This window comes from Bradyrhizobium centrosematis, assembly GCF_045571495.1.
GTDB lineage: Bacteria > Pseudomonadota > Alphaproteobacteria > Rhizobiales > Xanthobacteraceae > Bradyrhizobium > Bradyrhizobium centrosematis.
This window is the reverse complement of the sequence record NZ_CP120703.1, coordinates 4,494,883-4,516,787: the sequence shown is the minus strand read 5'-3', so window position 1 is coordinate 4,516,787 and position 21,905 is coordinate 4,494,883. Positions and strand designations below refer to the sequence as shown.

Annotated in this window: 19 protein-coding genes and 1 pseudogene; 10 read left to right on the top strand and 10 right to left on the bottom strand. The window is 65.9% G+C overall.

The features are described from left to right. Nucleotides 1-208 precede the first annotated feature (208 nt). Complete coding sequence (locus P6U31_RS21810; protein ID WP_407189910.1) at nt 209-1,120, top strand: SDR family NAD(P)-dependent oxidoreductase; 912 nt, start codon at nt 209-211, stop codon at nt 1,118-1,120. A gap of 38 nt (nt 1,121-1,158) precedes the next feature. Then, nucleotides 1,159-2,334 carry an NAD(P)/FAD-dependent oxidoreductase gene (locus P6U31_RS21805; protein ID WP_407183747.1) on the top strand — a complete coding sequence of 392 codons (1,176 nt, stop codon included), beginning with the start codon at nt 1,159-1,161 and terminating at the stop codon, nt 2,332-2,334. 111 nt (nt 2,335-2,445) lie between these two features. Here P6U31_RS21805 and P6U31_RS21800 read toward each other — a convergent pair whose 3' ends face one another. From P6U31_RS21800 to P6U31_RS21790, 3 genes are all read right to left on the bottom strand, one after another. Continuing rightward, nucleotides 2,446-3,525 carry a D-TA family PLP-dependent enzyme gene (locus P6U31_RS21800; RefSeq protein WP_407183746.1) on the bottom strand — a complete coding sequence of 360 codons (1,080 nt, stop codon included), beginning with the start codon at nt 3,523-3,525 and terminating at the stop codon, nt 2,446-2,448. 64 nt (nt 3,526-3,589) lie between these two features. Further along, nucleotides 3,590-5,401, bottom strand: coding sequence for an ABC-F family ATP-binding cassette domain-containing protein (locus P6U31_RS21795; RefSeq protein WP_407183745.1), 1,812 nt, complete (start codon nt 5,399-5,401; stop codon nt 3,590-3,592). Between the two features lie 2 nt (nt 5,402-5,403). Next, nucleotides 5,404-5,895, bottom strand: coding sequence for a YaiI/YqxD family protein (locus P6U31_RS21790; protein ID WP_407183744.1), 492 nt, complete (start codon nt 5,893-5,895; stop codon nt 5,404-5,406). Nucleotides 5,896-6,001: 106 nt separating this feature from the next. Here P6U31_RS21790 and P6U31_RS21785 point away from each other — a divergent pair, with 106 nt between their 5' ends. Continuing rightward, nucleotides 6,002-6,802, top strand: a complete 801-nt coding sequence (locus P6U31_RS21785; RefSeq protein WP_407183743.1) for a hypothetical protein — start codon at nt 6,002-6,004, stop codon at nt 6,800-6,802. Between the two features lie 152 nt (nt 6,803-6,954). Here the strand turns inward: P6U31_RS21785 and P6U31_RS21780 are convergent, their stop codons facing one another. Then, entirely contained in the window at nt 6,955-9,327 is a 2,373-nt protein-coding gene (locus tag P6U31_RS21780) for a xanthine dehydrogenase family protein molybdopterin-binding subunit (RefSeq protein WP_407183742.1), read from the bottom strand. A 208-nt stretch (nt 9,328-9,535) separates the two neighbouring features. Between P6U31_RS21780 and P6U31_RS21775 the strand changes: the two genes are divergently transcribed. Further along, on the top strand, nt 9,536-10,609 hold the full coding sequence (locus tag P6U31_RS21775; protein WP_407183740.1) for a Ppx/GppA phosphatase family protein: 1,074 nt from the start codon (nt 9,536-9,538) through the stop codon (nt 10,607-10,609). 1 nt (nt 10,610) lies between these two features. Further along, nucleotides 10,611-11,297 carry an RlmE family RNA methyltransferase gene (locus P6U31_RS21770; RefSeq protein WP_407183738.1) on the top strand — a complete coding sequence of 229 codons (687 nt, stop codon included), beginning with the start codon at nt 10,611-10,613 and terminating at the stop codon, nt 11,295-11,297. A gap of 109 nt (nt 11,298-11,406) precedes the next feature. On the opposite strand, the gene P6U31_RS21765 is transcribed toward P6U31_RS21770, so the two are convergent. After that, nucleotides 11,407-12,897 (bottom strand): DHA2 family efflux MFS transporter permease subunit, encoded by a 1,491-nt coding sequence (locus tag P6U31_RS21765; RefSeq protein WP_407183737.1) that lies wholly within the window; start codon nt 12,895-12,897, stop codon nt 11,407-11,409. Nucleotides 12,898-13,353: 456 nt separating this feature from the next. Here P6U31_RS21765 and guaB point away from each other — a divergent pair, with 456 nt between their 5' ends. The 3 genes from guaB to P6U31_RS21750 all read left to right on the top strand — a co-directional run bounded on the left by guaB (nt 13,354) and on the right by P6U31_RS21750 (nt 16,567). Continuing rightward, nucleotides 13,354-14,844 carry an IMP dehydrogenase gene (guaB, locus tag P6U31_RS21760; protein WP_407183736.1) on the top strand — a complete coding sequence of 497 codons (1,491 nt, stop codon included), beginning with the start codon at nt 13,354-13,356 and terminating at the stop codon, nt 14,842-14,844. 250 nt (nt 14,845-15,094) lie between these two features. Continuing rightward, on the top strand, nt 15,095-16,117 hold the full coding sequence (locus P6U31_RS21755) for an NADP-dependent oxidoreductase (RefSeq protein WP_407183735.1): 1,023 nt from the start codon (nt 15,095-15,097) through the stop codon (nt 16,115-16,117). Between the two features lie 153 nt (nt 16,118-16,270). Then, a complete protein-coding gene (locus P6U31_RS21750) occupies nt 16,271-16,567 on the top strand; it encodes a hypothetical protein (protein ID WP_407183733.1) in 297 nt (98 codons plus the stop codon). Nucleotides 16,568-16,580: 13 nt separating this feature from the next. On the opposite strand, the gene P6U31_RS21745 is transcribed toward P6U31_RS21750, so the two are convergent. Both P6U31_RS21745 and P6U31_RS21740 read right to left on the bottom strand, forming a co-directional pair. Further along, on the bottom strand, nt 16,581-17,423 hold the full coding sequence (locus P6U31_RS21745; protein ID WP_407183732.1) for a metallophosphoesterase family protein: 843 nt from the start codon (nt 17,421-17,423) through the stop codon (nt 16,581-16,583). Between the two features lie 69 nt (nt 17,424-17,492). Next, nucleotides 17,493-17,672, bottom strand: a pseudogene (locus P6U31_RS21740) (acriflavin resistance protein); the annotation flags it as partial. A 143-nt stretch (nt 17,673-17,815) separates the two neighbouring features. Between P6U31_RS21740 and P6U31_RS21735 the strand changes: the two are divergent. After that, entirely contained in the window at nt 17,816-18,238 is a 423-nt protein-coding gene (locus P6U31_RS21735) for an MAPEG family protein (RefSeq protein WP_257194136.1), read from the top strand. A gap of 40 nt (nt 18,239-18,278) precedes the next feature. After that, on the top strand, nt 18,279-19,580 hold the full coding sequence (locus P6U31_RS21730; RefSeq protein ID WP_407183731.1) for an RsmB/NOP family class I SAM-dependent RNA methyltransferase: 1,302 nt from the start codon (nt 18,279-18,281) through the stop codon (nt 19,578-19,580). A 211-nt stretch (nt 19,581-19,791) separates the two neighbouring features. Here P6U31_RS21730 and P6U31_RS21725 read toward each other — a convergent pair whose 3' ends face one another. The 3 genes from P6U31_RS21725 to P6U31_RS21715 all read right to left on the bottom strand — a co-directional run bounded on the left by P6U31_RS21725 (nt 19,792) and on the right by P6U31_RS21715 (nt 21,901). Then, nucleotides 19,792-20,001 (bottom strand): cold-shock protein, encoded by a 210-nt coding sequence (locus P6U31_RS21725; RefSeq protein ID WP_008141931.1) that lies wholly within the window; start codon nt 19,999-20,001, stop codon nt 19,792-19,794. Nucleotides 20,002-20,262: 261 nt separating this feature from the next. Further along, nucleotides 20,263-20,595 carry a DHCW motif cupin fold protein gene (locus P6U31_RS21720; protein WP_028135824.1) on the bottom strand — a complete coding sequence of 111 codons (333 nt, stop codon included), beginning with the start codon at nt 20,593-20,595 and terminating at the stop codon, nt 20,263-20,265. A 43-nt stretch (nt 20,596-20,638) separates the two neighbouring features. Then, nucleotides 20,639-21,901, bottom strand: a complete 1,263-nt coding sequence (locus P6U31_RS21715; protein WP_407183730.1) for an MFS transporter — start codon at nt 21,899-21,901, stop codon at nt 20,639-20,641. Nucleotides 21,902-21,905 lie beyond the last annotated feature (4 nt).

Sequence of the window (21,905 nt, the reverse complement as noted above, 5' to 3'; positions counted from 1 at the left end):
ACCCGGCCATCCATCGCTGCTCAAAAGCTATCAAATCTCGCGATCTTACCCTCTCCCCTTGTGGGAGAGGGTGGCTTCGCGAAAGCGAAGCCGGGTGAGGGGTCTCTCTCCACGGACTCGCTTGTAGAGACAACCCCTCATCCGGCGCTTCGCGCCATCTTCTCCCACAAGGGGAGAAGGAAGAAGAAGCAGGAATTGCACATAGGCAATCAGGTTCGACGGACGCGTCGCCATCGTCACCGGCGCGGGCAATGGTCTCGGCAAGGCGCATGCGCTGGGGCTGGCGAGCCGCGGCGCGAAGGTCGTGGTCAACGATTTCGGCGGCGCGCGCGACGGCACCGGCGGCTCGTTGTCGCCGGCCGAGTCCGTGGTCGAAGAGATACGCAAGGCCGGCGGCACCGCGATGGCCGACGGCGCCGACGTCTCGAACTTCGAGCAGGTCACCGCCATGGTGGAGCGCGCCACCAAGGAATGGGGCAGCGTCGATCTTCTGTGCGCCAATGCCGGCATCCTGCGCGACAAGTCGTTCGGCAAGATGGACGTCGCCGATTTCCAGAAGGTGCTGGACGTGCATCTCGTCGGCACCTTCTATTGCTGCAAGGCGGCCTGGGCCGGCATGCGCGACCGCAATTATGGCCGCATCGTGCTGACGACGTCGTCCTCCGGGCTTTACGGCAATTTCGGCCAGGCCAATTACGGCGCGGCGAAATCCGGCATGGTCGGACTGATGAACGTGCTGGCCGAGGAAGGCCGCAAGAACGACATCCGCGTCAACATCATCTCGCCGACGGCGGCAACCCGGATGACCGAGGAGCTGCTGCCGCCGCAGGCGCTGCAGCTGATGAAGCCGAACGCGATCACGCCCGCGGTCGAGTACATGCTGAGTGAGGATGCGCCAACCCGCACCATCATGGGCGCCGGCGCCGGCTCCTTCGCCGTGATCAAGATTTTGGAGAGCGAAGGCATCAACCTGCCGGAATCCGAATGGACGCCGGACGCGGTCGCGGCGCACTTCGCCGAGATCAGCGACATGTCGAAGGCCAAGGCGCTGACGGGCGCGTTCGAGCAGACGCAGAAATACGTCGCGCAGGCGGCGGCGCGGGCGGGGATCAAGCTCTGAGGGACGTCGCCGTCATCGGCGCCGGCCCTGCCGGCCTCATGGCGGCGGAGGTGCTGGCGCGGGGCGGTGCCCGCGTCATCGTGTACGACGCCATGCCGTCAGCGGGGCGCAAATTCCTGATGGCGGGCCGGGGCGGGCTCAACCTCACCCACAGCGAGCCGCTGCCGCAGTTCATGGCGCGCTACCGCGAGGCCGCACCGAAGCTGCAAGCGGCGATCGAGGCGTTTTCGCCCGAGGCGTTGCGCGCGTGGAGCGAAGCATTGAGTGAGCCGACCTTCGTCGGCACCAGTGGTCGAGTGTTTCCGAAAGCATTCAAGGCTTCGCCCTTGCTGCGTGCCTGGCTGCGGCGCCTTGACGCGAGCGGCGTGCGGTTTGCCTTTCGCCGTCGCTGGACCGGATGGGATGGCGACGGGCGGCTGCTGTTTCGAACGCCCGATGGCGTGGCGGCGGTCGCCGCCAGTGCCACGATCCTTGCGCTCGGCGGCGCGAGCTGGCCCCGGCTCGGGTCCGATGGCAGCTGGGTCGATCTCCTTGCCGCTCGAGGCGTTGCCGTCTCGAAGCTGCGGCCCGCCAATTCCGGCTTTACCGTCGCATGGTCCGATGTATTTCGCGACCGTTTCGAGGGCCAGCCGCTCAAGGGCGTGGCGCTGACGATCGGGGTGCACACGGTGCGCGGCGAAGCGATGATCACCCGCAGCGGCATCGAGGGCGGCGCGGTCTACGCGCTGTCGGCGGAGCTGCGGGAGGCCGTGCTCGGTCTCGGGCAGGCAAGGTTGATGATCGCCCTGCGGCCCGACCTCGACACGGCCGGGCTGACGACGCGGCTGTCAGGTACGCGCGGCAAGCAATCGCTCGCCAATTTCCTGCGCAAGGCCGCGCAGCTTTCGCCGGTCGGAATCGGCCTGATGCAGGAGGCGGCCATTGCGTCCGGCCGGCCACTGGCCACGTTCTCGCCAGCCGAGCTGGCGCATCTGATCAACGCAATTCCAGCGCAGCTTACCGGCACAGCGCCGATCGACCGGGCGATCTCGACGGCAGGCGGAATCGTTTTCGACGAGCTCGACGAACACTTCATGCTGCGCAAATTGCCGGGTGTATTCGCGGCCGGCGAGATGCTGGACTGGGAGGCGCCAACGGGCGGCTATCTGCTGCAGGCGTCCTTCGCGACCGGGGCTGCTGCGGGCAGGGGCGTTCTGGCGTGGCTCAAACGCTGACCGCCGCCATTGCGAGCGCAGCGAAGGAAGCCAGGCTGTCTCCGCGGAGGCAGTCTGGATTGCTTCGTCGCAAGAGCTCCTCGCAATGACGGTCGTGAGAGCGGAGGTGCCCTACCTTAGCTTTCCCCGCGCCGCGACCGGCAGCGTGCCGATGATCTCCTCGCCGCGGACCATCACAACTTCGTCCATCATGTTGACGACGACGCAGACGTGGTTCGGCACGATGCGGACGACGTCGCCGACATTGGGGCGCGTGTTGCTGCGGGACAGGTCGAGAAAACCGTGCTCCTCGGCGAACTTGATGATCTTGGCTTCGGGGTGCTCCAGGATCAGGCCGTGGCCCTCGAGGCCGCCGGTGTCGGTCGTCAGGGTCTTCGAACCGGCGTCGAGGATGCCTCGCTCGGGCGCTGCGCGGCTCACCACGGTCGAATAGATGTGCAGCGCGCAGTCGTCCCACGTCGCTGAGCCCGCAGCGACCTGCATGCGGTCGTTATAGATATAGGTGCCGAAGCGATGCTCGGTGCCGCCCTTGAGCTTGCCGATGTTGACGAGGTTCGGCGTGCCGCCGGTCGAGACGATCTTTGCGTCCAGCCCATGCGCGCGCACGCCGGCCAAGGCCTCGTCGTAGAATTTCTGCGCCTCAGCCCAGCCGGTCTCGGTCGGATACAGCATGAAGCCGGCGAACTCGAGGCCCTTCGACGCCGCGATCTCGCGGGCCAGCGCAACCGCTTCAGCCGGCGTCTCGACGCCGGCGCGCTTGCGGCCGGTGTCGCATTCGACCACGACCGAGAGCGGGCGGCCCGATGCCGCAGCCGCCTTGGGCAGGCCGGCGACGACCGTGGAGTTGTCGGCGGCAACGGTCATGTTGGCCTTGGTCTGCAGCGCGCCGAGACGCGCCATCTTCTCGTCGCCAAGGAGGTTGTAGCTGATCAGGATATCGTCCATGCCGGCATTGGCCATGATCTCGGCTTCGCCCAGCTTCTGACAGGTGATGCCCTTGGCGCCGGCCGCGACCTGCATCTTGGCAATCGTCGGATTCTTGTGCGTCTTAATGTGCGGCCGATTGGCGACCCCGGCATCGTCGCAAGCCTTCTGGATCCGCGCGATGTTGCGCTCGACCTTGTCCATGTCGATGACGGCGCAGGGCGTGCCGTATTCGCGGGCGATCTTGGCGGCAAGTGTTGTCGTCATGGCAGTCCTTTAGTTGGCGCGTATTCTGATCGCAAAACCGGTGCCCACTTTTGCGGAATACGCGCTATGCCTGTTCAATCTCTTCACGGAGCATTTCGAGTTCGAGCCAGCGCTCTTCGGCGGCGGACAGTTCCTCATGCGCCTTGGCGATGGCGGCCGAGGTATCGTCGAACCTCTTGCGATCCCTAGCGTAGAGGTTGGGATCATCAAGCACGCGCTGCAGCTTTGCGATATCCGCCTGCAACGTTTCCATCTTCTTCGGCAGCGTTTCCAGCGCGTGCTTCTCGTTGAAGCTCAGCTTCCGCTTGGGCGCCGACGAAGAAGCGGCGGCGCGCTCCTCTTTCTTCTCCGCGGGGGCTTGCGCCTTTGCCGTCTCGCGCTTGAGGTCCGCGCCGCGCTGAGCCAGCATGTCGCTGTAGCCGCCGGCATATTCGATCCACTTGCCGTTGCCTTCGGGCGCGATCACGGACGTGACGACGCGGTCGAGGAAGTCGCGGTCGTGGCTGATCAGGATGACAGTGCCCTCGTAGTCGCCGAGCATCTCCTCGAGCACGTCGAGGGTTTCGAGGTCGAGATCGTTGGTCGGCTCGTCCAGCACCAGCAGGTTCGACGGTTTGGCCAGCGCGCGCGCCAGCATCAGCCGGCCGCGCTCACCGCCCGAGAGCACCTCCAGCGGCGTGCCACGCTGCTCCTGCGCGAACAGGAAGTCCTTCATGTAGCCGACGACGTGCTTCGGCTTGCCGCCGACCATGACGTGGTCACCGCGGCCGCCGGTCAGCGCTTCGGCCAGCGTCGATTTGGGATCGAGGCTTTCGCGATGCTGGTCGAGCGTCGCCATCTCCAGATTGGCGCCGAGACGTATCGTGCCGGAATCCGGCGGCATGCCGCCGGTCAGCAGATTGACCAGCGTGGTCTTGCCGGCGCCGTTCGGGCCGATGATGCCGAGCCGATCGCCACGCTGGATGCGGGTCGAGAAATTCTCGACGATCTTGCGCTCGCCATAGGATTTCGTGATGCCCTTGGCCTCGATCACCAGCTTGCCGGACTGCTCGGCTTCGCTGGCCGCGAGGTTGGCGCTGCCGGCGGTGCCGCGATAATTGCGGCGCTGGGCGCGCAGGGCGTGCAGATTGGCGAGGCGCTTGACGTTGCGCTTGCGCCGGCCGGAGACGCCGTGGCGCAGCCAATGCTCCTCGTCGACGATCTTGCGGTCGAGCTTGTGCTGATCGCGTTCTTCCTCGGCCAGCACCTCGTCGCGCCAGCTCTCGAACGAGGCAAAGCCGCGGTCGATCTGCTTGATCTTGCCGCGGTCGAGCCAGGCCGTGGATCGCGACAGATTGGTGAGGAAGCGGCGGTCATGGCTGATGATCACCAGCGCGCTGCGCCTGGAATCGAGCTCCTGTTCCAGCCATTCGATGGTGGCGAGATCGAGGTGGTTGGTCGGCTCGTCCAGCAGCAGAATGTCGGGCGAGGGCGCCAGCACAAAAGCCAGCGCCGCGCGGCGGGCCTCGCCGCCGGAGAGATCGTGCGGGTTCTCCTCGCCTCTCAGGCCGAGCTGTTCCAGGAGATAGCGCGCCTGGTGCTGGTCGTCGCCGGGTGCGAGCCCGGACTCGACATAGGCGAGCGTGGTCTTGTGCTCGCCGAAATCCGGCTCCTGCGGCAGATAGCGAACGGTTGCGCCCGGCTGCACGAAACGCGTGCCGCCGTCCGGCTCGACGAGGCCAGCCGCGATCTTGAGAAGAGTCGACTTGCCGGAGCCGTTGCGGCCGATCAGGCAGACGCGTTCACCCGGGGCGACATTGAGCTCGACGCCTGACAGCAGCGGCGTGCCGCCGAAGGTCAGCCGGATGTCCTTGAGTTGGATCAGCGGCGGCGCCATGGTCAGCCCTGACCCGTTGCGGCCGCACCGGTGCGACGCCGCGCGATCCGGCGCAACGTCTGGTCGAGCGTCGACAGGAAGGCGGAGCGGTCGCGCGGCGCGAACGATCGTGGGCCGCCGGTGACTTCGCCGGCCGAGCGCAGGTCCGTCATCAGATTGCGCACCGCCAGCGTCATCCCGATCGACTCTTCGGTGAACGGCTTCCCGTTCGGTGCGATCACGTCGGCGCCCGCCTTCACACAGCGGCTCGCCAGCGGAATGTCGGAGGTCACGACCACGTCGCCGGGTCTTGCGCGCTCTGCGATCCAGTCGTCGGCCGCATCCATGCCGCTACCCGCGGCAATGCGCTCGATCAGGGGATCTTGCGGCACGCGGATGAGATTGCCCGCGACCACGCTGACGGGTACGCCATGGCGGATCGCGACACGGTAGATCTCGTCCTTCACGGGGCAGGCGTCGGCGTCGACATAGATGCGGGTGGGGGTGTCGGTCATTCCGCGCGTGGTACCGCATTCGGGCGGCAAAGGCGAGGGGATTGACCGCTGTTCCCGGGAGCCTACGATCGGCCCGGAAACAACAAGAATGCAGGGAAGATGCCCCATGCCGAACCGGCTCGAAACCTACCGCGTCGAGGCCTACAACACCGCCAAACAATCCGAAAACAAGATGCATGACGACACGGTAGCGCGCCGCTTCGGCTTTTCCGGCGGGCTGGTCCCCGGCGTCGATGTCTTTGCCTACATGATGCACGTGCCGATCGCGCGCTGGGGCCGCGACTTCCTGTCCCGCGGGCTGATCGAGGCGCGTTTCATCAAGCCGGTCTATGACGGCGAGACCGCCGATGTCGATGCGACCGAGCACAACGGCCTGCTGACCATCGAGGTTTTCAGCCGCACCGAGCTCTGCGCGACGGGGACGGCCTCGCTGCCGGCGGCCGCACCAGCGGCGTCGTTGAGCGACTATATCGAAGTCCCCGCCGTCGCCGAGCGCAAGCCGGTCAGTCCTGCGACGTTCGAGATGGGCAAATGGCTCGGCACGACGCCGCGCCGCTGGGCCGGGCAGGACGCAGCCGACTATCTCGCCGATGTCAGGGAGAAAGATCCGATCTTTGCGCGCGAAGGGCTCGGCCATCCCGGCCTGATCCAGCGCGTCATGAACCGCGTGCTGGTCGACAACACCATTCTGGGCCCCTGGATCCACGTCGGCAGCCGCATGCAGCTGCTGTCCGCTGCACGCGCCGGCGACGAGCTCGCCGCGCGGGCCAAGGTCATCGCCAATTACGAGAAGAAGGGCCACCGCTTCGTCGAGCTGGACGCCCTCGTCATCGCCAACGGCACGACGCCGCTCGCGCATTGCCAGCACACCGCGATCTACCAGCCGCGCGAGCAGGCGGCGGCGTAATCACCGGCAACGTCATTCCGGGGCGATGCGAAGCATCGAACCCGGAATCTCGAGATTCCGTGTTCGGTCCTGCGGACCGCCCCGGAATGACGAGGTGAGACTTAGAGTAGGCGACAAGTCCGGCCATGACGGCGGAATGCGTGTGCGCCCCCTCACGCCGCCTTGGCCTTGGCCTCCTGGATCGCGCGCCAGACGCGCTCCGGGGTCAGCGGCATGTCGATGTGCTTGATCCCGTACTCCGAGAGCGCATCGAGCACCGCGTTCACCACCGTCGACAGGCTGCCGGCGCAACCGGCTTCGCCGCAGCCCTTGCTGCCGAGCGGATTGGTGGTGGCGGGCACCGGGTGATCGCCGATCGTCATGTTGGGGACGTCCTCGGCGCGCGGTAGCGCGTAGTCCATCAGCGAGCCCGTGATCGGCTGGCCGCTTTCGTCGTAGCGGATGTGTTCCATCAGCGCCTGGCCGATGCCCTGGACCACACCGCCATGGAGCTGGCCTGCGACCAGCATCGGGTTGATCACCGTGCCGAAATCGTTGACCGCGCTGTAGCGCACGATCTGCACCACGCCGGTCTCCGGATCAATCTCGACCTCGGCGACGTGGCAGCCGTTCGGAAACGCCGAGGCCACCGGTTCGCTGGTGTGATCGACATCGAGGCTGTCAGGCACGCCCTCCGGCACCTTGGCGTCGTGCAGGCGCTTGGCGAGCTCCATGATGTCGATGCTGCGATCGGTGCCGGCGATCGTGAAGCTGCCGCCTTCGAATTCGATGTCGGCTTCGGACGCCTCCAGCATATGCGCCGCGGCGCGCTTGCCCTTCTCGATGACGAGCTTTGCTGCGCCCACGATGGCTTGGCCGGTCGCGGTGATCGAGCGCGAGCCGCCGGTGCCGTTGCCGGTGTGGACGATGTCGCTGTCGCCCTGGACGAGCTTGATGCTCTCGAAGGGAACCCCGAGCTGCGCGCTCAAGACCTGCGCGAACGGGGTGGCATGGCCCTGGCCGTAATCCAGCGTGCCGGTGATGAGCTGCACGGTGCCATCAGGCTCGAACACGATCTTGCCGAGCTCGGGGCTCGGCGGCGCGGTGACCTCGAGATAGGAGCCGACGGCAATGCCGCGCAGCTTGCCCGCCTTCTTGCTCTCTTTCTTGCGCTTGGCGAAGTTCTCGTGGTCCGAGATTTCGAGCGCCTTGTTGAACACGGCCTGGAAGTCGCCGCTGTCATAGGTCACGCCGGAGGAGGCCGCGAACGGGATCTGGTTCGGCTTGATGAAGTTGCGCTTGCGCAAGGTCAGCCGGTTGATGCCCATCTCGTCGGCGGCGCGGTCGATCAGGCGCTCCATGTAATAGTTCGCCTCGGGCCGGCCGGCGCCGCGATAGGCGCCCATCAGCGTGGTGTTGGTCAGCACCACCTTGATGTCGACGCCCATCAGCGGCGTGCGGTAGACGCTGGAGAAGTTCTTGCCGGTGTTGAGCGACAGCGGACCGGGCGCGACGCCCGTGATGTAGGCACCGACATTGCCATAGCCGGACAGCTTGGCCGCGAGGAAATGTCCCTCGGCGTCGAGCGCGAGCTCGGCATGGATCTTCTGCGCGCGGCCGTGGCTGTCGGAGAGGAAGGAGGTCGAGCGCTCGTCGAGCCATTTCACCGGGCGGCCCAGCGCCTTCGCCGCATACAGGATGCACATGTATTCGGGATAGTTGATGTTCTTCATGCCGAAGGAGCCGCCGACATTGCCGGTGAGGATGCGCACCTTCTCGTTCGGCACCTTCAGGTTCTTGGCGAGGTTGGCGCGGTTGCCGGCCACGCCCTGCGTCGGGACCTGAAGCGTATAGCGCTCGGTCTTCTTGTCGTAGGAGGCAAGCCCCACGCGCGGCTCCATCGAGACCACGGCGACACGGGTGTTCTCGATGTCGATTTTGGTGACATGGGCGGCGCTGGCAAAGGCCGCGTTGACCTTGTCCATGTCGCCATAGTGGTAGTCGAGCGCGACGTTGTTCGGGATGTGGTCATAAAGCTGCGGCGCGCCGGGCTTGGCGGCTTCCTCCGGGTCGGTCACCGCCGGCAGGGGCTCGATGTCGAGCTCGACCGCCTCGGCCGCATCGCGGGCCTGCGCCAGCGTCTCTGCTACAACGAAGGCGACGGGGTCGCCGACGAAGCGGACCTTGTCGGTCGCGAGCGGCTGACGGTTGGTCTGCAGCAGAGGCGAGCCGTCGCGGCTCTTCAGCGGCAGACCGCAGGTGAAGGGGCCGTAACCGGCGGCGTCGAGATCCTTGCCGGTCCACACGCCCAGCACGCCCGGCATCGCCTTGGCGGCATCAATGCCGATGCCACGGATGATGCCGTGCGCGTGGGTGGAACGGACGACCACGGCATAGGCCTGGCCGGGCAGGTTGAAATCGTCGGTGTAGCGGCCCTTGCCGCGCACCAGAGTGTCATCCTCCTTGCGGCGGACGGGCTGCCCGACGCCATATTTTTGCAGTGCAATAGCGTTTTCGAGCGTGGACGATTTGGTGTGTTCTTGCATGGAATTGACCTGAAAAGCCGGCATTTGCGCATTTTTGCGGCAGCGGGGGACCGGATACCTCTGAGATAGCCCACCACCCGGTTCACGACAACGCACGAATGGGCATGGTCCCATGTGATGCGTTGTTGCGCAGGCCTGCCGCGCTGCTAATGTTTCAGGCGAAAAAGCAATTCCTGACTGGCCGACCGGCCTCGGAAAGACAGTTTGTATGAATGACCACACGCGGCTCCGCGACGGCCATGCGCCGCACGGTGAGCTGGAGGGGTCGATGGCAGCGGTGGCGTTGGCCACTGCACCGACCGTCGGCGCGCAGGCGCCGGGAACCGGCGTCTATGCGGCGTTGGACCTCGGCACCAACAATTGCAGGCTGCTGATCGCCTGTCCGACCCAGGACGGCTTTCGCGTCGTCGATTCCTTCTCGCGCATCATCCGGCTCGGGGAGGGCGTCTCGGCGACCGGTTGCATCAGCGACGCCGCGATCGAGCGCGCCATCGCCGCGCTCAGCATCTGCCGCGACAAGATCAATTTGCGGAAAGCGCGCCGGTTGCGCCTGATCGCAACCGAGGCCTGCCGCGCCGCCTCGAACGCGGAAGGCTTCCGCAGCCGGGTTGCGGCCGAGACCGGCATCGAGCTCGAGGTGATCGACCGCGAGACCGAGGCCTCGCTCGCCGTGCTCGGCTGCTCGCCGCTGGTCGACCCGCGGGGACGGGGCGCGATCCTGTTCGACATCGGCGGCGGCTCGACCGAGCTGGTGCGGATCGAGCGCGACCCGGACAATCCGGAGCCGCGCATCAAGGCCTGGATGTCGATTCCCTATGGCGTGGTCACGCTCGCCGAGCAGTTCGGCGGACGCGACGTCACGCCGGAGATCTACGCTGCGATGGAGCGAGAGGTCGCAAACCACGTCGCGCCGTTCGCGGAAGTGCACGGCCGCGATCTCGCCGACATGCACCTGCTCGGCACGTCGGGTACGGTGACGACGCTCGCCGGCATCCATCTCAATCTGGCGCGCTACGACCGCCGCCGCATCGACAGCATCTGGATGAACGATGCCGATATCACGGCGACCATCAACAAGCTGCTCGGCATGAGCTACGAGGAGCGTGCCAACAACAGCTGCATCAGCGTCGAACGCGCCGATCTCGTGCTCGCCGGCTGCGCCATTCTCGATGCGATCCGCCGCGCCTTTCCGCTGCCGCGCCTGCGCGTCGCCGACCGCGGCCTGCGCGAAGGCATGCTGGTCGAGATGATGCGCGAGGACGGCGCGCTCAGGAGCTGGTGAGATGGCGAAAGACACCACCGGCCGCTTGCACGTTCAGGTCAAGACCGGCGGCAAGCGCAAATTGTCGTCCAAGCTGTGGCTGGAGCGGCAGCTCAACGATCCCTATGTCGCGAAGGCCAAGGCGGCGGGCTATCGCTCGCGCGCGGCGTTCAAGCTCCTGGAGATGGACGACAAGTTCCGGCTCTTGAAGCCCGGCATGGCCGTGGTCGATCTCGGCGCGGCGCCTGGCGGCTGGAGCCAGATCGCAGCGAAGCGGGTCGGCTCGACGGAAGGCAAGGGCAAGGTCGTCGCGATCGATCTGCTCGAGATGCCCGAGATTCCCGGCGTCGACTTCGCGCAGCTCGACTTCATGGACAACGACGCGCCCGACAAGCTCACGGCGATGCTGGGCGGCAAGGCCGACGTCGTGATGTCCGACATGGCCGCCAACACCACCGGCCATCGCAAGACCGATCAGCTCCGCATCGTCGGCCTGGTCGAGACCGCAGCGGCCTTTGCCTGCGATGTGCTCAAGCCCGGCGGCACGTTCCTCGCAAAGACGTTCCAGAGCGGCGCCGACGCCGAGCTGCTGGCCCAGCTCAAGCGCGACTTCGCAACGGTACGTCATGTGAAACCGGCAGCGAGCCGGCAGGATTCGTCGGAACGCTACGTGCTGGCGACGGGGTTTCGGGGCGGGGGAGCGGCGTAGCCTCCTACTCCGTCATTGCGAGGAGCCCTTGCGACGAAGCAATCCAGAGTGCTGCCGCGGAGGCATTTTATGGATTGCTTCGCTTCGCTCGCAATGACGAGAGGCGAAGCTATCCCAGCCGCTGATCCCGCACGTTTTGCGTATCCTCGGACGCCGCCTTGACCGCGGCCTTCTCTGCGCCCTTGCCGGCCCCCTTGCGGCTAGCGATCTCGACCGCCTTGCGGCCGGAGATCTCGTGGCCGGCATCGGCCGGCATTTGCCAGAAGAACCAGCTCGACGCCGCCGAGGTCAGCGCGACCACGACGAAGGCCGGGGCGAACACGGTGGCGTCGATCTCGCTGACGTGGTGGAACCACATCGTCGTTTCCACGCAGGCCGCGCCCACTGCGACGCCGGCTGAGACCGCCAGCTGCTGGTTGACGCTGACGAGCGTGGTGGCCCGGCTCATCTGCGCGGTCTCGACGTCGGCATAGGCAACCGTGTTGATCGCGGTGAACTCCAGCGAGCGGAAGAAGCCGCCGACCACCAGGATCACCATGATGATGAGCAGCGGCGTCGTCACCGTGAACAGCGCGCAGACGGCGAGGAAGAACGCGCTGACGATCGCGTTCACCGTCATCAGATTGCGGAAGCCGAAGGTGCGGATGAGGCGGGCCGCCAGTGTTTTCATCCCCATCGCGCCGAGCGAGGAGGCGAAGGTGACGAGGCCGGAATGGAACGGCGACAGTCCAAAGCCGATCTGCATCAGGAGCGGCAGCAGGAACGGCAGCGCGCCGATGCCGAGCCGGAACATGAACCCGCCGAACACGGCCGCGCGCAGCGTCGGCAGCTTCAGAAGCGAGAAGTCGAGCACCGGCGAGCCCGTGCGGCGGGCGTGCAGGACATACAGTGTCATGGAGATCGCACCGCCCACGACCAGGGCGGCGACCGTGCTCCAGGGCAGGAGATTCAGTCCGGCAACGGAGAGGCCGAACGCGATGCCGGCAAGCCCCAGCCCAGCGAGCACCATGCCATAGAGATCGAACGGCTCCTGGGTCTCGCTCTTGATGGGATCGATGAAACGCAGCGCCATGAAGATGCCGAGCAGCCCGATCGGGATGTTGATCAGGAAAATCCAGTGCCAGGACGCATAGGTGGTGATGAAGCCGCCGAGCGGCGGTCCGATCACCGGGCCGATCAGGGCAGGGACCGTCACCCAGGCCATGGCATTGACCAGCGCGCTCTTGTCGACCGAGCGCAGCAGCACGAGGCGCCCGACCGGCGTCATCATCGCCCCGCCCATGCCCTGCAGGATGCGCGCGAACACGAAATCGGTGACCGAGGTCGAGAGCGCGCAGCCGACCGAGCCGACCATGAATACGCCGACTGCGATCGCGAACACCATTCGCGCGCCGAACCGGTCGGCAGTCCAGCCGCTCGCCGGAATGAACACCGCGAGCGACAGCAGATAGGAGGTGATCGCGAGCTTCAGCGTCAGCGGGCTGGTGCCGATGTCGGCCGCGATCGCCGGCAGCGAGGTGGCGATGACGGTCGAATCCATGTTCTCCATGAAGAGAGCAGTGGCCACGATCAGCGGGATGACGCGTTGCTTGTCGACCATGATGGATTGGTAATGAAAATCGGAAGGAGCGGCGAGATTTCGGCTTATCACCGCCGCCCGCTCCCGACCATTGCGGATCGACGCATGGCACCTAAATCCCGCATAACAACGGTGTGACCCTCCAGGTCATTCCGGGGCGCGCCACTCGGCCCGAACCCGGAATCCATTGGGCTGCAAGGGTGCTGTGAGATGAATTCCGGGTTCGCGACTTCGTCGCGCCCCGGAATGACGGTCAGGGTTGGGCTGGCGTGGGGGCTGTGCCCGCCGATTTCGGCCAAAAAAGCCTGTGCATGGCTGGCCAGCGGTCCGAATTGCTTTGATTCGTCACGCGGGCATGCTATCGACCCGCGTCAACCCCACCGATGGGCTCCGATTCTCAAGGCGATGCCGCAAGGTACGCCGAGGGCGGCGCTCATCCATAGCTATTTGCGGCAGGGCCGCGGAAGGAGTTGGCACATGGCCACGGTGCAACAAGGCATTCGCGAAGCCTTTACGTTCGATGATGTGCTGCTGAAGCCGGGCCTGTCGGACGTCATGCCGGGCGAGGTCGACATCCGCTCGCGCGTCACCCGCGCCATTCCGCTCAACATTCCGATCATGGCCTCGGCCATGGACACCGTCACCGAAGCGCGCATGGCGATCGCCATGGCGCAGGCCGGCGGCCTCGGCGTCATCCATCGCAATTTCGATCCCGAAGGGCAGGCCGCGCAGGTGCGGCAGGTCAAGCGCTTCGAGTCGGGCATGGTGGTGAACCCGCTCACCATCAGCCCCGAGGCCACGCTTGACGATGCGCTCAAGCTGATGAGCGACCACGGCATCTCCGGCATTCCCGTCGTCACCGGCGCGGGCAAGAATACGCCCGGCAAGTTGGTTGGCATCCTCACCAACCGCGACGTGCGCTTTGCGACCGACCGCCGGCAAAAAGTCTCCGAACTGATGACGCATGAAGGGCTCGTCACGGTGCGCGAGAATGTCAGCCAAGACGAGGCCCGGCGCATGCTGCACCAGCATCGCATCGAGAAGCTGCTTGTCGTCGATGATCAATATCGCTGCGTCGGTTTGATCACGGTCAAGGACATGGAGAAGGCGGTCGCCCATCCGCTCGCCTGCAAGGATGCGCAGGGGCGTCTGCGCGTCGCCGCCGCCACCACCGTCGGTGACAACGGCTTCGAGCGCACCGAGCGGCTGATCGATGCCGGTGTCGATCTCGTCGTCGTCGACACCGCGCACGGCCATTCCCGCCACGTGCTGCACGCGGTGAACCGCATCAAGCGCCTGTCCAATTCGGTGCAGGTCGTCGCCGGCAACGTCGCCACCACCGAGGGCACGCAGGCGCTGATCGACGCGGGTGCGGACTGCATCAAGGTCGGCATCGGCCCGGGCTCGATCTGCACCACGCGCATCGTCGCCGGCGTCGGCGTTCCCCAGCTCACCGCGATCATGGATGCGGTCGAGGCGGCGAAGAAGGCCGACATCCCCGTGATCGCCGACGGCGGCATCAAATTCTCCGGCGACCTCGCCAAGGCGCTCGCCGCCGGCGCGGACATCGCCATGGTGGGCTCGCTGCTCGCCGGCACCGACGAGACGCCCGGCGAAGTATTCTTGTGGCAGGGCCGTTCCTACAAGGCCTATCGCGGCATGGGCTCGGTCGGCGCGATGGCGCGCGGCTCGGCCGACCGTTACTTCCAGCAGGACATCAAGGACACGCTCAAGCTCGTGCCCGAAGGCATCGAGGGCCAGGTGCCTTACAAGGGCCCGGTCGGCAACGTTATGCATCAGCTCGCCGGCGGCTTGCGCGCCGCGATGGGTTATGTCGGCGCACGCGACATGAAGGAGCTGCACGACAAGGCCGAGTTCGTCCGCATCACCGGCGCGGGCCTGCGCGAAAGCCACGTCCACGACGTCACCATCACGCGCGAGAGCCCGAACTATCCGGGCGGGGGCTAGTTCGCTCGCCCCACTCTCGATGTCATCGCCTGCGAAGGCGGGCGATCCAGTACGCTGCGGCTTCTCGGTACAACAACGATCGTCTCGGAGTACTGGATGCCCCGTCTTCGCGGGGCATGACAGGGAGTTGTGGCGCGCGCGTGTGCATCCAACGCGTCATTGCCAGCGCAGCGAAGCAATCCAATCCTTTTGTATTGACGCGGCTGGATTGCTTCGCTTCGCTCGCAACGACAAAAAATTGGAGGAAGCCATGTCCCAAGCCAAACGCATCGTTCTCGCCGCGCGTCCCGTCGGCGAGCCCAAGCCGTCTGATTTCCGCTTGGAGGAATTCGCGGTGCCGACCCCCGGTGCGGGGGAAGTTCTGCTGCGCACGATATGGCTGTCGCTCGATCCCTATATGCGCGGGCGCATGAGCGAGGGTCCGTCCTACGCAGCTCCGGTGCCCGTCGGCGGCGTGATGGAAGGCGAGGCGGTCAGCGAGGTCGCGGCCTCAAACAATCCCGATTTCGCCGTCGGCGACATCGTGCGCATCCGCTCCGGCTGGCAGACGCACGCGATCTCGAACGGCAAGGGCCTGATCAAGGTCGATCCCAAGCTCGGTCCGATTTCGACCTCGATTGGCGTGCTCGGCATGCCCGGCATGACCGCCTATACGGGCCTGCTCGACATCGGCAAGCCGCAACCGGGTGAGACCGTCGTCGTTGCCGGCGCTTCCGGCGCGGTCGGCTCGGCGGTCGGGCAAATCGCCAAGATCAAGGGCGCACGGGCGGTCGGCATCGCCGGCGGCAAGGACAAGTGCGACTACGTGGTCAAGGAGCTCGGCTTCGACGCCTGCATCGATCACCGCGACCCCGATCTCGCCGCCAAGCTGAAGGACGCCTGCCCAAAAGGCATCGACGTCGATTTCGAGAATGTCGGCGGCGCGGTGTTCGAGGCGGTTTTCCCGCTGCTCAATCCGTTTGCGCGCGTGCCGGTGTGCGGCTTGATCGCGCACTACAACGACACCGAGGCCAAGCCGCCGAAATGGGCCGCGTCCCTGATGCGCGCGACGCTCACCAAGCGGCTGACCTTCCGCGGCTTCATCGTCTCCGACTTCGCCGCGCGCCATGGCGACTTCCTGCGCGACATGTCCGGCTGGGTTCGCGAGGGCAAGGTCAAATACAAGGAGTTCGTGACCGAGGGCCTGGAGAGCGCGCCCGGCGCCTTCATCGGCCTGCTGAAGGGCGCCAATTTCGGCAAGCAACTGGTCCGGGTCGGCCCGGACAAGGCCTGATACGGCCGCCGCCGCCTCCGAGGCGGGGTCGATATGGTTAAGGAAGAGTGACCGATCGGCCACACCAGTCCCGCAAAAGCCGCAGGTGTGGCCGCCGGTTTATTGACCCCAGGGCGAAGAGGTTGAATCATCGCGGATATTTTAGGTGCTGCGATGTTAGAGATTGGTATTTTCTGCGTCATCCTGCTGGCCGCCGGCTATTGGACCACCATGTTCGTCATGGGCCGCCGCGACGATGTCATCCATGGCAAGTTCGTCCGCGCCGATGAAAAGGGCGATTTTGCCCGTCCCGCCATGCAGGCGCCGCCCCCGCCATTCCCGAAGCGTCCGATCAAGGCCGCGCCTACCAGGCAACCGGCTGCCAATGATCTCGCGGCCAAGCCCGTGAACAGCGCAGCGCTGCAATCCCTGCTCGCCGCGATCCAGCAGGACCTCAAGAGCGTCGCCTGAGCGAACAAGCGCGTCAGTGCTCGCCGCCCATCTGCGCGAACAGCTCCTCGATATCGACATCGACCTGGCCGGCGGCCCTGACGTGGCGGAGCTCAAAGCTGTCGGGCCGAAAGCGGTATTCGACGAGCCCGACCTCCTTGATCGCGATCCGGTCCTGTCGCGCATCGTTGATGACGAAGCCGGCCGATGGCGCCCAGACGTGGCGGGTGTGTTGCCAGGTGAAGTCGCGCCGCTGGTGCACATGGCCGCTGGCGACGAGGCGCAGATCGATGCCCGCAAACATCTCGATCAGCCGTGCCCGCGCCGGCTGCGGCACGTAGCGGATCGACGTCTCCGCCGTCTCGGCATCGTCGGGCCGGTTGAGGAAGAGGGGCTTGTGCAGGAACAGCGCGACCGGGCTGCCGTTCGTGCGCGCGATCTGCTGGGCCAGCCAGTCGAACTGCTCGGCCTCGAAGCCGAGCCCTGAATTCATCACCAGCGAATTGAGGCCGATGAAGCGCCAGCCCGCGGCTTCGAACGCCCAATGGTCTTCGCCGATGATGTCGCAGAACTGCCGGCGATGCGCCTCGCTGATGGGCGGCTTCGGCGCCGGGCCGATCGCGGTCGGATTGTCGCCGATGTCGTGATTGCCCGGAATGTAGCGGCACGCGACGGGCAGGGCGTCGTGCAGGCCCTTTGCGAAGACGACATCGTCGCGGCTGGTCGGTCCGTCGAACGCAACGTCGCCGGTGTTGACGACGAGATCGGGCCGCTCAGTGTCGATGTGCTCGCAAACGCGATGGAAGTTGGCGACCAGGCCGGGGAAGCGCCGGCCGAGATGGGTGTCGGAAATCTGCGTCAGGCGAAATTCGGACATGCGACCAGCTTAGCTGTTGTCGCACGTCGGAACGATGACGGCGCGGGCCTGGATCGCGACGAACAAAGTTTAAAGCACGCGGTAGCGGATCGTGTAGGCGTCCTGAGGCGCGATCGGGCCGGCCAGCGGCGAGGCGATGCGGTCGGCGAGGTGCCAGGGGCCGAACTCCGGGGAGCGATGCGGCTCGGCGGACAGACGGAGGCGGAACTCGAACGTGCCCTTGCCCGGCAGGTTCACCACGAGCCGCCTTGGGCCCCGACAGGGGCCAAAATCGTTTTGATTATCGGTGGTTGGTCGCAAGATCGGGAAAGCCGGTTCAACTCGTTGATTGTCAGGACGAGGAGCGGCGGCTAATGGACGTCCGGCGGTCCCCGCCGGATGGGAAGGTTCCGATGTCCGTTCAAATGGTCTTGCTGCCGGTCTTCGTCCAGATCGGGCTCACCTTCGCGCTCTTGATCGGCATGGTCGTCGCGCGCCGCAAGACGCTGGTCTCGGGCGAGACCAGGATTCGCGACATTGCGCTCGGCGAGCCGAACTGGCCGAAGGGCGCCACCCAAATCGCCAACTGCTACCGCAACCAGTTCGAGCTGCCGGTGCTGTTCTACGTCCTGATCGCGCTGGCATTGCCGCTGCGCCGCGCCGATCTCTTTATCGTGCTGATGTCCTGGGTGTTCGTGGTGACGCGCTTTGCCCATGCCGGGGTCTTCGTCTCGTCGAACGATCTCGGCCGACGCTCCACGGTCTGGCTCGCCGGCGTGCTGGTGCTGCTGGCGATGTGGATCTACTTCGCGCTCAAGCTCTTGTTGCTGATCTAGGCGCATTCCCGCCAATCCTGATCTGAAAGATTAAGTGAGAATGACCCCCGCTGCCCGGCTGTCCGCAGCCATCGAGCTCATCGACACCATCGAGAAGGACCGCGTTCCCGCGGCCAAGGCGCTGAAGGAGTGGGGCACCGCGCACCGCTTCGCCGGTTCCGGCGACCGCGCCGCCATCGCCGGCCTGGTCTGGGACGTGCTGCGTCGCTACGCCTCGAGCGCCTGGCTCATGGACGCAGATACCGCGCGGGCGCGGCTGATCGGCATGCTCCGCCTCGAGCGCAACATGGACGCGGCGACGATGGGCGCGTTGTTCGACGGCAGCCGGTATGCGCCGGCGCCGCTGACCGAGGCCGAAGAGGCCGCGCTCGCTTCGCGCTCCCTCCAGGGTGCGCCGGCTGCGATCGCCGGCGACTATCCCGAATGGCTCGACCCGCACCTTGCCAAGGTGTTCGGGGAGGACCGTGCGGCGGAGGCGGCCGCGATGGCGAGCCGGGCCCCGCTCGACCTTCGCGTCAACACGCTAAAATCCAGTCGCGACAAGGTGCTGAAGGCGCTTTCTCATCTTCATGCGAAACCGACGCGGTGGTCGGCAACGGGCTTGCGCATCGAGCTTTCGGCCGATGCGCGCAACCCCGGCATCCAGGCCGAAGAGGACTTCATCAAGGGCGCCATTGAAGTGCAGGATGAGGGATCGCAGCTTGCGGCCCAGTTCACCGCGGCAAAACCCGGCGAGCAGGTGATCGATCTCTGCGCCGGCGCCGGGGGCAAGACGCTGGCGCTCGCAGCGCTGATGCAGGGCAAGGGCCGGCTGATCGCGACCGATCGCGACAAGCGCCAACTCGCTCCGATCCACGAACGGCTGTCGCGCGCCGGCGTCCACAATGCCGATATTCGCACGCCCAAGGGCGAGGCCGATCCGCTCTCGGATATCAGCGGGACGGCCGACCTCGTCATGATCGACGCGCCCTGCACGGGAACCGGTACCTGGCGCCGCAATCCCGATTCCAAATGGCGCATGCGCCCGGGCGCGCTGGAGATCCGCCTGCGCGACCAGGTCGAGGTGCTGGAGCGGGCAGTTCCCCTGGTGAAGCCCGGGGGCCGCATTGCCTACATCACCTGCTCGGTGCTGTCGGAGGAGAACGGTGAGCAGGTGAGGGCATTCGTTGCACGCCATCCCGAGTTCGCCGTCGTCCCGCCCGAGCAGACCGCGAGCGTGCTGTGGGACAAGGCCGAGGCCTTTGGCGAGGCGGCGCTGCGGTCCGCGGAAGGCTGGCTAATGACGCCGCGGCGGACCGGAACGGACGGGTTCTTCGTCTCGGTGTTGGGGAAAATCGGCTGAATCGCTCTCCGCAGTCATTCCGGGGCTCGCGAAGCGAGAACCCGGAATCCATCGAGCAGCGCAACTTGGCGTCCGATCGATTCCGGGTTCGCCCTGCGGGCGCCCCGGAGTGACATCAAAAACAAAAGCCCCGCAGACCGGGTCCCGGTCGCGGGGCTTTCTAACTCTGGCGTTCTGCCGGTACGTCCGTGGTCAGAACGCTGCGCCGGCGTTAGCCGACGCGGAGATTGTCAGCAGACGACTTGCCGCTGCGGCGGTCGGCGACGATGTCGAACGAGACCTTCTGACCCTCGTTGAGGGAGGAGAGGCCAGCGCGCTCGACGGCGCTGATGTGCACGAACACGTCCTTCTGGCCGTCGTCCGGCTGAATAAAACCATAACCCTTTTGGGTGTTGAACCACTTCACGGTGCCCATAGCCATGGGTAATTTCCTTTAGTTAGAGAGAGTACGCACGCGGACCATGACGCTTCGATGCGTCCGTGATCCTGATGAGTCGATGTTTGGAGAATTCATCTGAAGCGTGCGCGCCCGTCAGCAACGAAGCGAAGCGGCCCAGTCGTTCGGCCAAGATCGATGATCACAATATAGCGAGAATTTGGGGCCACTTCAAGGCACCACCCGTGGCTCGAAACCTCGCGCGACTTTGCTATTTTGCGGTGCAAATTAACCGCTCGGCGCAACTCAGTCCACGATGAAGAGCGTCGCCCCGGTTGCGGTCGAGGACCGGTGCGCGGCGTCGCCGAAATCCGAGACCTGGTAGCTCATCCCCGCCGTGAGCTTGAATGTGCGCCCGTCACGCAGCTCGCTGTCGAGTTCGCCCTTCAGCACGTAGAGCACATGGCCGCGATCGCACCAATGATCGGCCAGATAGCCCGGCGAATACTCGACCATTCGCACGCGAAGATCGCCGATATTGAGCGTGCGCCACTTGGCCTCTCCGGTTTCGCCGGGATGGGTGGTTGCCTCGACCTTGCTCCAGTCGGTGACGGTAAAGGGGGAGGTGGGGAGTTTCATGGGGGGAGGCCTGTCTTGGGAGCACCGTCGGCGGTGGTGCGCGTTACGTGGGCGGCGAGGGCGTCAGCGTGCAGCGGGCCGCCTCTTGCATCCTGCTTGCATTGATGACCCAGACCAGCAGGGCCGCGGCACTGATGCCGGAACCCAGCATGCAAACGCCGCTCCAACCCGCCGCAGCATACACCATGGTCGCGGCGATTCCGCCGGCTGCGCTGCCGATCGAATAGAACACCATATAGCCCCCGACCAGCCTGCTTGCTGCGTCGGGACGCGCAGCGACGATCAGGCTCTGGCTGGTCACATGTACGGCCTGCAGCCCGAGATCCAGCATGATCACGCCCAGGACGACGAACCAGAGCGAAATTTGCAGGCAAGCGATCGCGGCCCAGGCGCCGAGCATGAGCACCAATGACAGTCCGGTAGTGCGTTGGGCCCACCCACGGTCGGCAAAACGGCCGGCATTGCGCGCGCCGAGTGCTCCGGCGAACCCGGCGACCCCGAGCAGCCCAATCGTTGTGTGCGACAGCGCGAAAGGCGGCGCCGAGAGCGGCAGCACGATCGACGTCCAGAACACGTTCAGATCGGCGAAGATCAGGAACGCAAACAAGGCGCGCTCGCGCAGGATCGGCTCCTCCGCGAACAGCGCCGCCGTCGAGCGCAACAGCGACAGATACGAGGAGCCTGCCATTGCCGCGCTCGCCCCACGCGGCAGGACTTGCAACAGCAAGACGGCCATCGCGAGCATGAGGCCGGCCGAAACCAGGTAGACCATGCGCCAGCCGCCGACATCGGCCAGCGCGCCCGAGGCGAAGCGCGCGAGCAGGATTCCGCCGACGACGCCGCTGGTGACCGTCCCGATGGCGCGGCCCCGGTCGCCCGGTGTTGCGAGGGTTGCGGCAAAGACAACCAGGATTTGCACGACCACGGCAAGCATGCCGACCAGCGTCAGTCCCGCCAACAGCACCGCGGCGTGTGATGCGGTGCCGACGACGAGGAGTCCGGCCGCCGACAGTGCAATCTGGCCGGCGATCAGACGTCGGCGATCCCAGAGGTCGCCGAGCGGCACGATCAGGATCAGGCCGCACGCGTAGCCGATCTGCGTGAAGGTCACGACCATGCCGATCGCTGCGGGAGCGATTCCGAGGTCCTCGGCCATCGCATCGAGCAGGGGCTGGGCGAAGTAGATGTTGGCGACGCTGAGGCCGCAGGCCAGCGCAAGCAGCAGCGCCAGCGCGGGGGAAAGCCCGTGCCCGGCCGTCCCGGCGCTATCCTTGGGCTTGCCTGGGGCGAGATCATTGCTCGTCATCCGT

What these genes read in the sequence shown, in the direction of transcription:
- P6U31_RS21745 (WP_407183732.1), bottom strand. Translation starts at nt 17,423, where the DNA reads ATGTCCGAATTTCGCCTGACGCAGATTTCCGACACCCATCTCGGCCGG.
- P6U31_RS21775 (WP_407183740.1), top strand. Translation starts at nt 9,536, where the DNA reads ATGAATGACCACACGCGGCTCCGCGACGGCCATGCGCCGCACGGTGAG.
- P6U31_RS21730 (WP_407183731.1), top strand. Translation starts at nt 18,279, where the DNA reads ATGACCCCCGCTGCCCGGCTGTCCGCAGCCATCGAGCTCATCGACACC.
- P6U31_RS21765 (WP_407183737.1), bottom strand. Translation starts at nt 12,897, where the DNA reads ATGGTCGACAAGCAACGCGTCATCCCGCTGATCGTGGCCACTGCTCTC.
- P6U31_RS21790 (WP_407183744.1), bottom strand. Translation starts at nt 5,895, where the DNA reads ATGACCGACACCCCCACCCGCATCTATGTCGACGCCGACGCCTGCCCC.
- P6U31_RS21720 (WP_028135824.1), bottom strand. Translation starts at nt 20,595, where the DNA reads ATGAAACTCCCCACCTCCCCCTTTACCGTCACCGACTGGAGCAAGGTC.
- P6U31_RS21735 (WP_257194136.1), top strand. Translation starts at nt 17,816, where the DNA reads ATGTCCGTTCAAATGGTCTTGCTGCCGGTCTTCGTCCAGATCGGGCTC.
- guaB (WP_407183736.1), top strand. Translation starts at nt 13,354, where the DNA reads ATGGCCACGGTGCAACAAGGCATTCGCGAAGCCTTTACGTTCGATGAT.
- P6U31_RS21715 (WP_407183730.1), bottom strand. Translation starts at nt 21,901, where the DNA reads ATGACGAGCAATGATCTCGCCCCAGGCAAGCCCAAGGATAGCGCCGGG.
- P6U31_RS21725 (WP_008141931.1), bottom strand. Translation starts at nt 20,001, where the DNA reads ATGGCTATGGGCACCGTGAAGTGGTTCAACACCCAAAAGGGTTATGGT.
- P6U31_RS21785 (WP_407183743.1), top strand. Translation starts at nt 6,002, where the DNA reads ATGCCGAACCGGCTCGAAACCTACCGCGTCGAGGCCTACAACACCGCC.
- P6U31_RS21755 (WP_407183735.1), top strand. Translation starts at nt 15,095, where the DNA reads ATGTCCCAAGCCAAACGCATCGTTCTCGCCGCGCGTCCCGTCGGCGAG.
- P6U31_RS21795 (WP_407183745.1), bottom strand. Translation starts at nt 5,401, where the DNA reads ATGGCGCCGCCGCTGATCCAACTCAAGGACATCCGGCTGACCTTCGGC.
- P6U31_RS21805 (WP_407183747.1), top strand. Translation starts at nt 1,159, where the DNA reads ATGGCGGCGGAGGTGCTGGCGCGGGGCGGTGCCCGCGTCATCGTGTAC.
- P6U31_RS21770 (WP_407183738.1), top strand. Translation starts at nt 10,611, where the DNA reads ATGGCGAAAGACACCACCGGCCGCTTGCACGTTCAGGTCAAGACCGGC.
- P6U31_RS21780 (WP_407183742.1), bottom strand. Translation starts at nt 9,327, where the DNA reads ATGCAAGAACACACCAAATCGTCCACGCTCGAAAACGCTATTGCACTG.
- P6U31_RS21750 (WP_407183733.1), top strand. Translation starts at nt 16,271, where the DNA reads ATGTTAGAGATTGGTATTTTCTGCGTCATCCTGCTGGCCGCCGGCTAT.
- P6U31_RS21800 (WP_407183746.1), bottom strand. Translation starts at nt 3,525, where the DNA reads ATGACGACAACACTTGCCGCCAAGATCGCCCGCGAATACGGCACGCCC.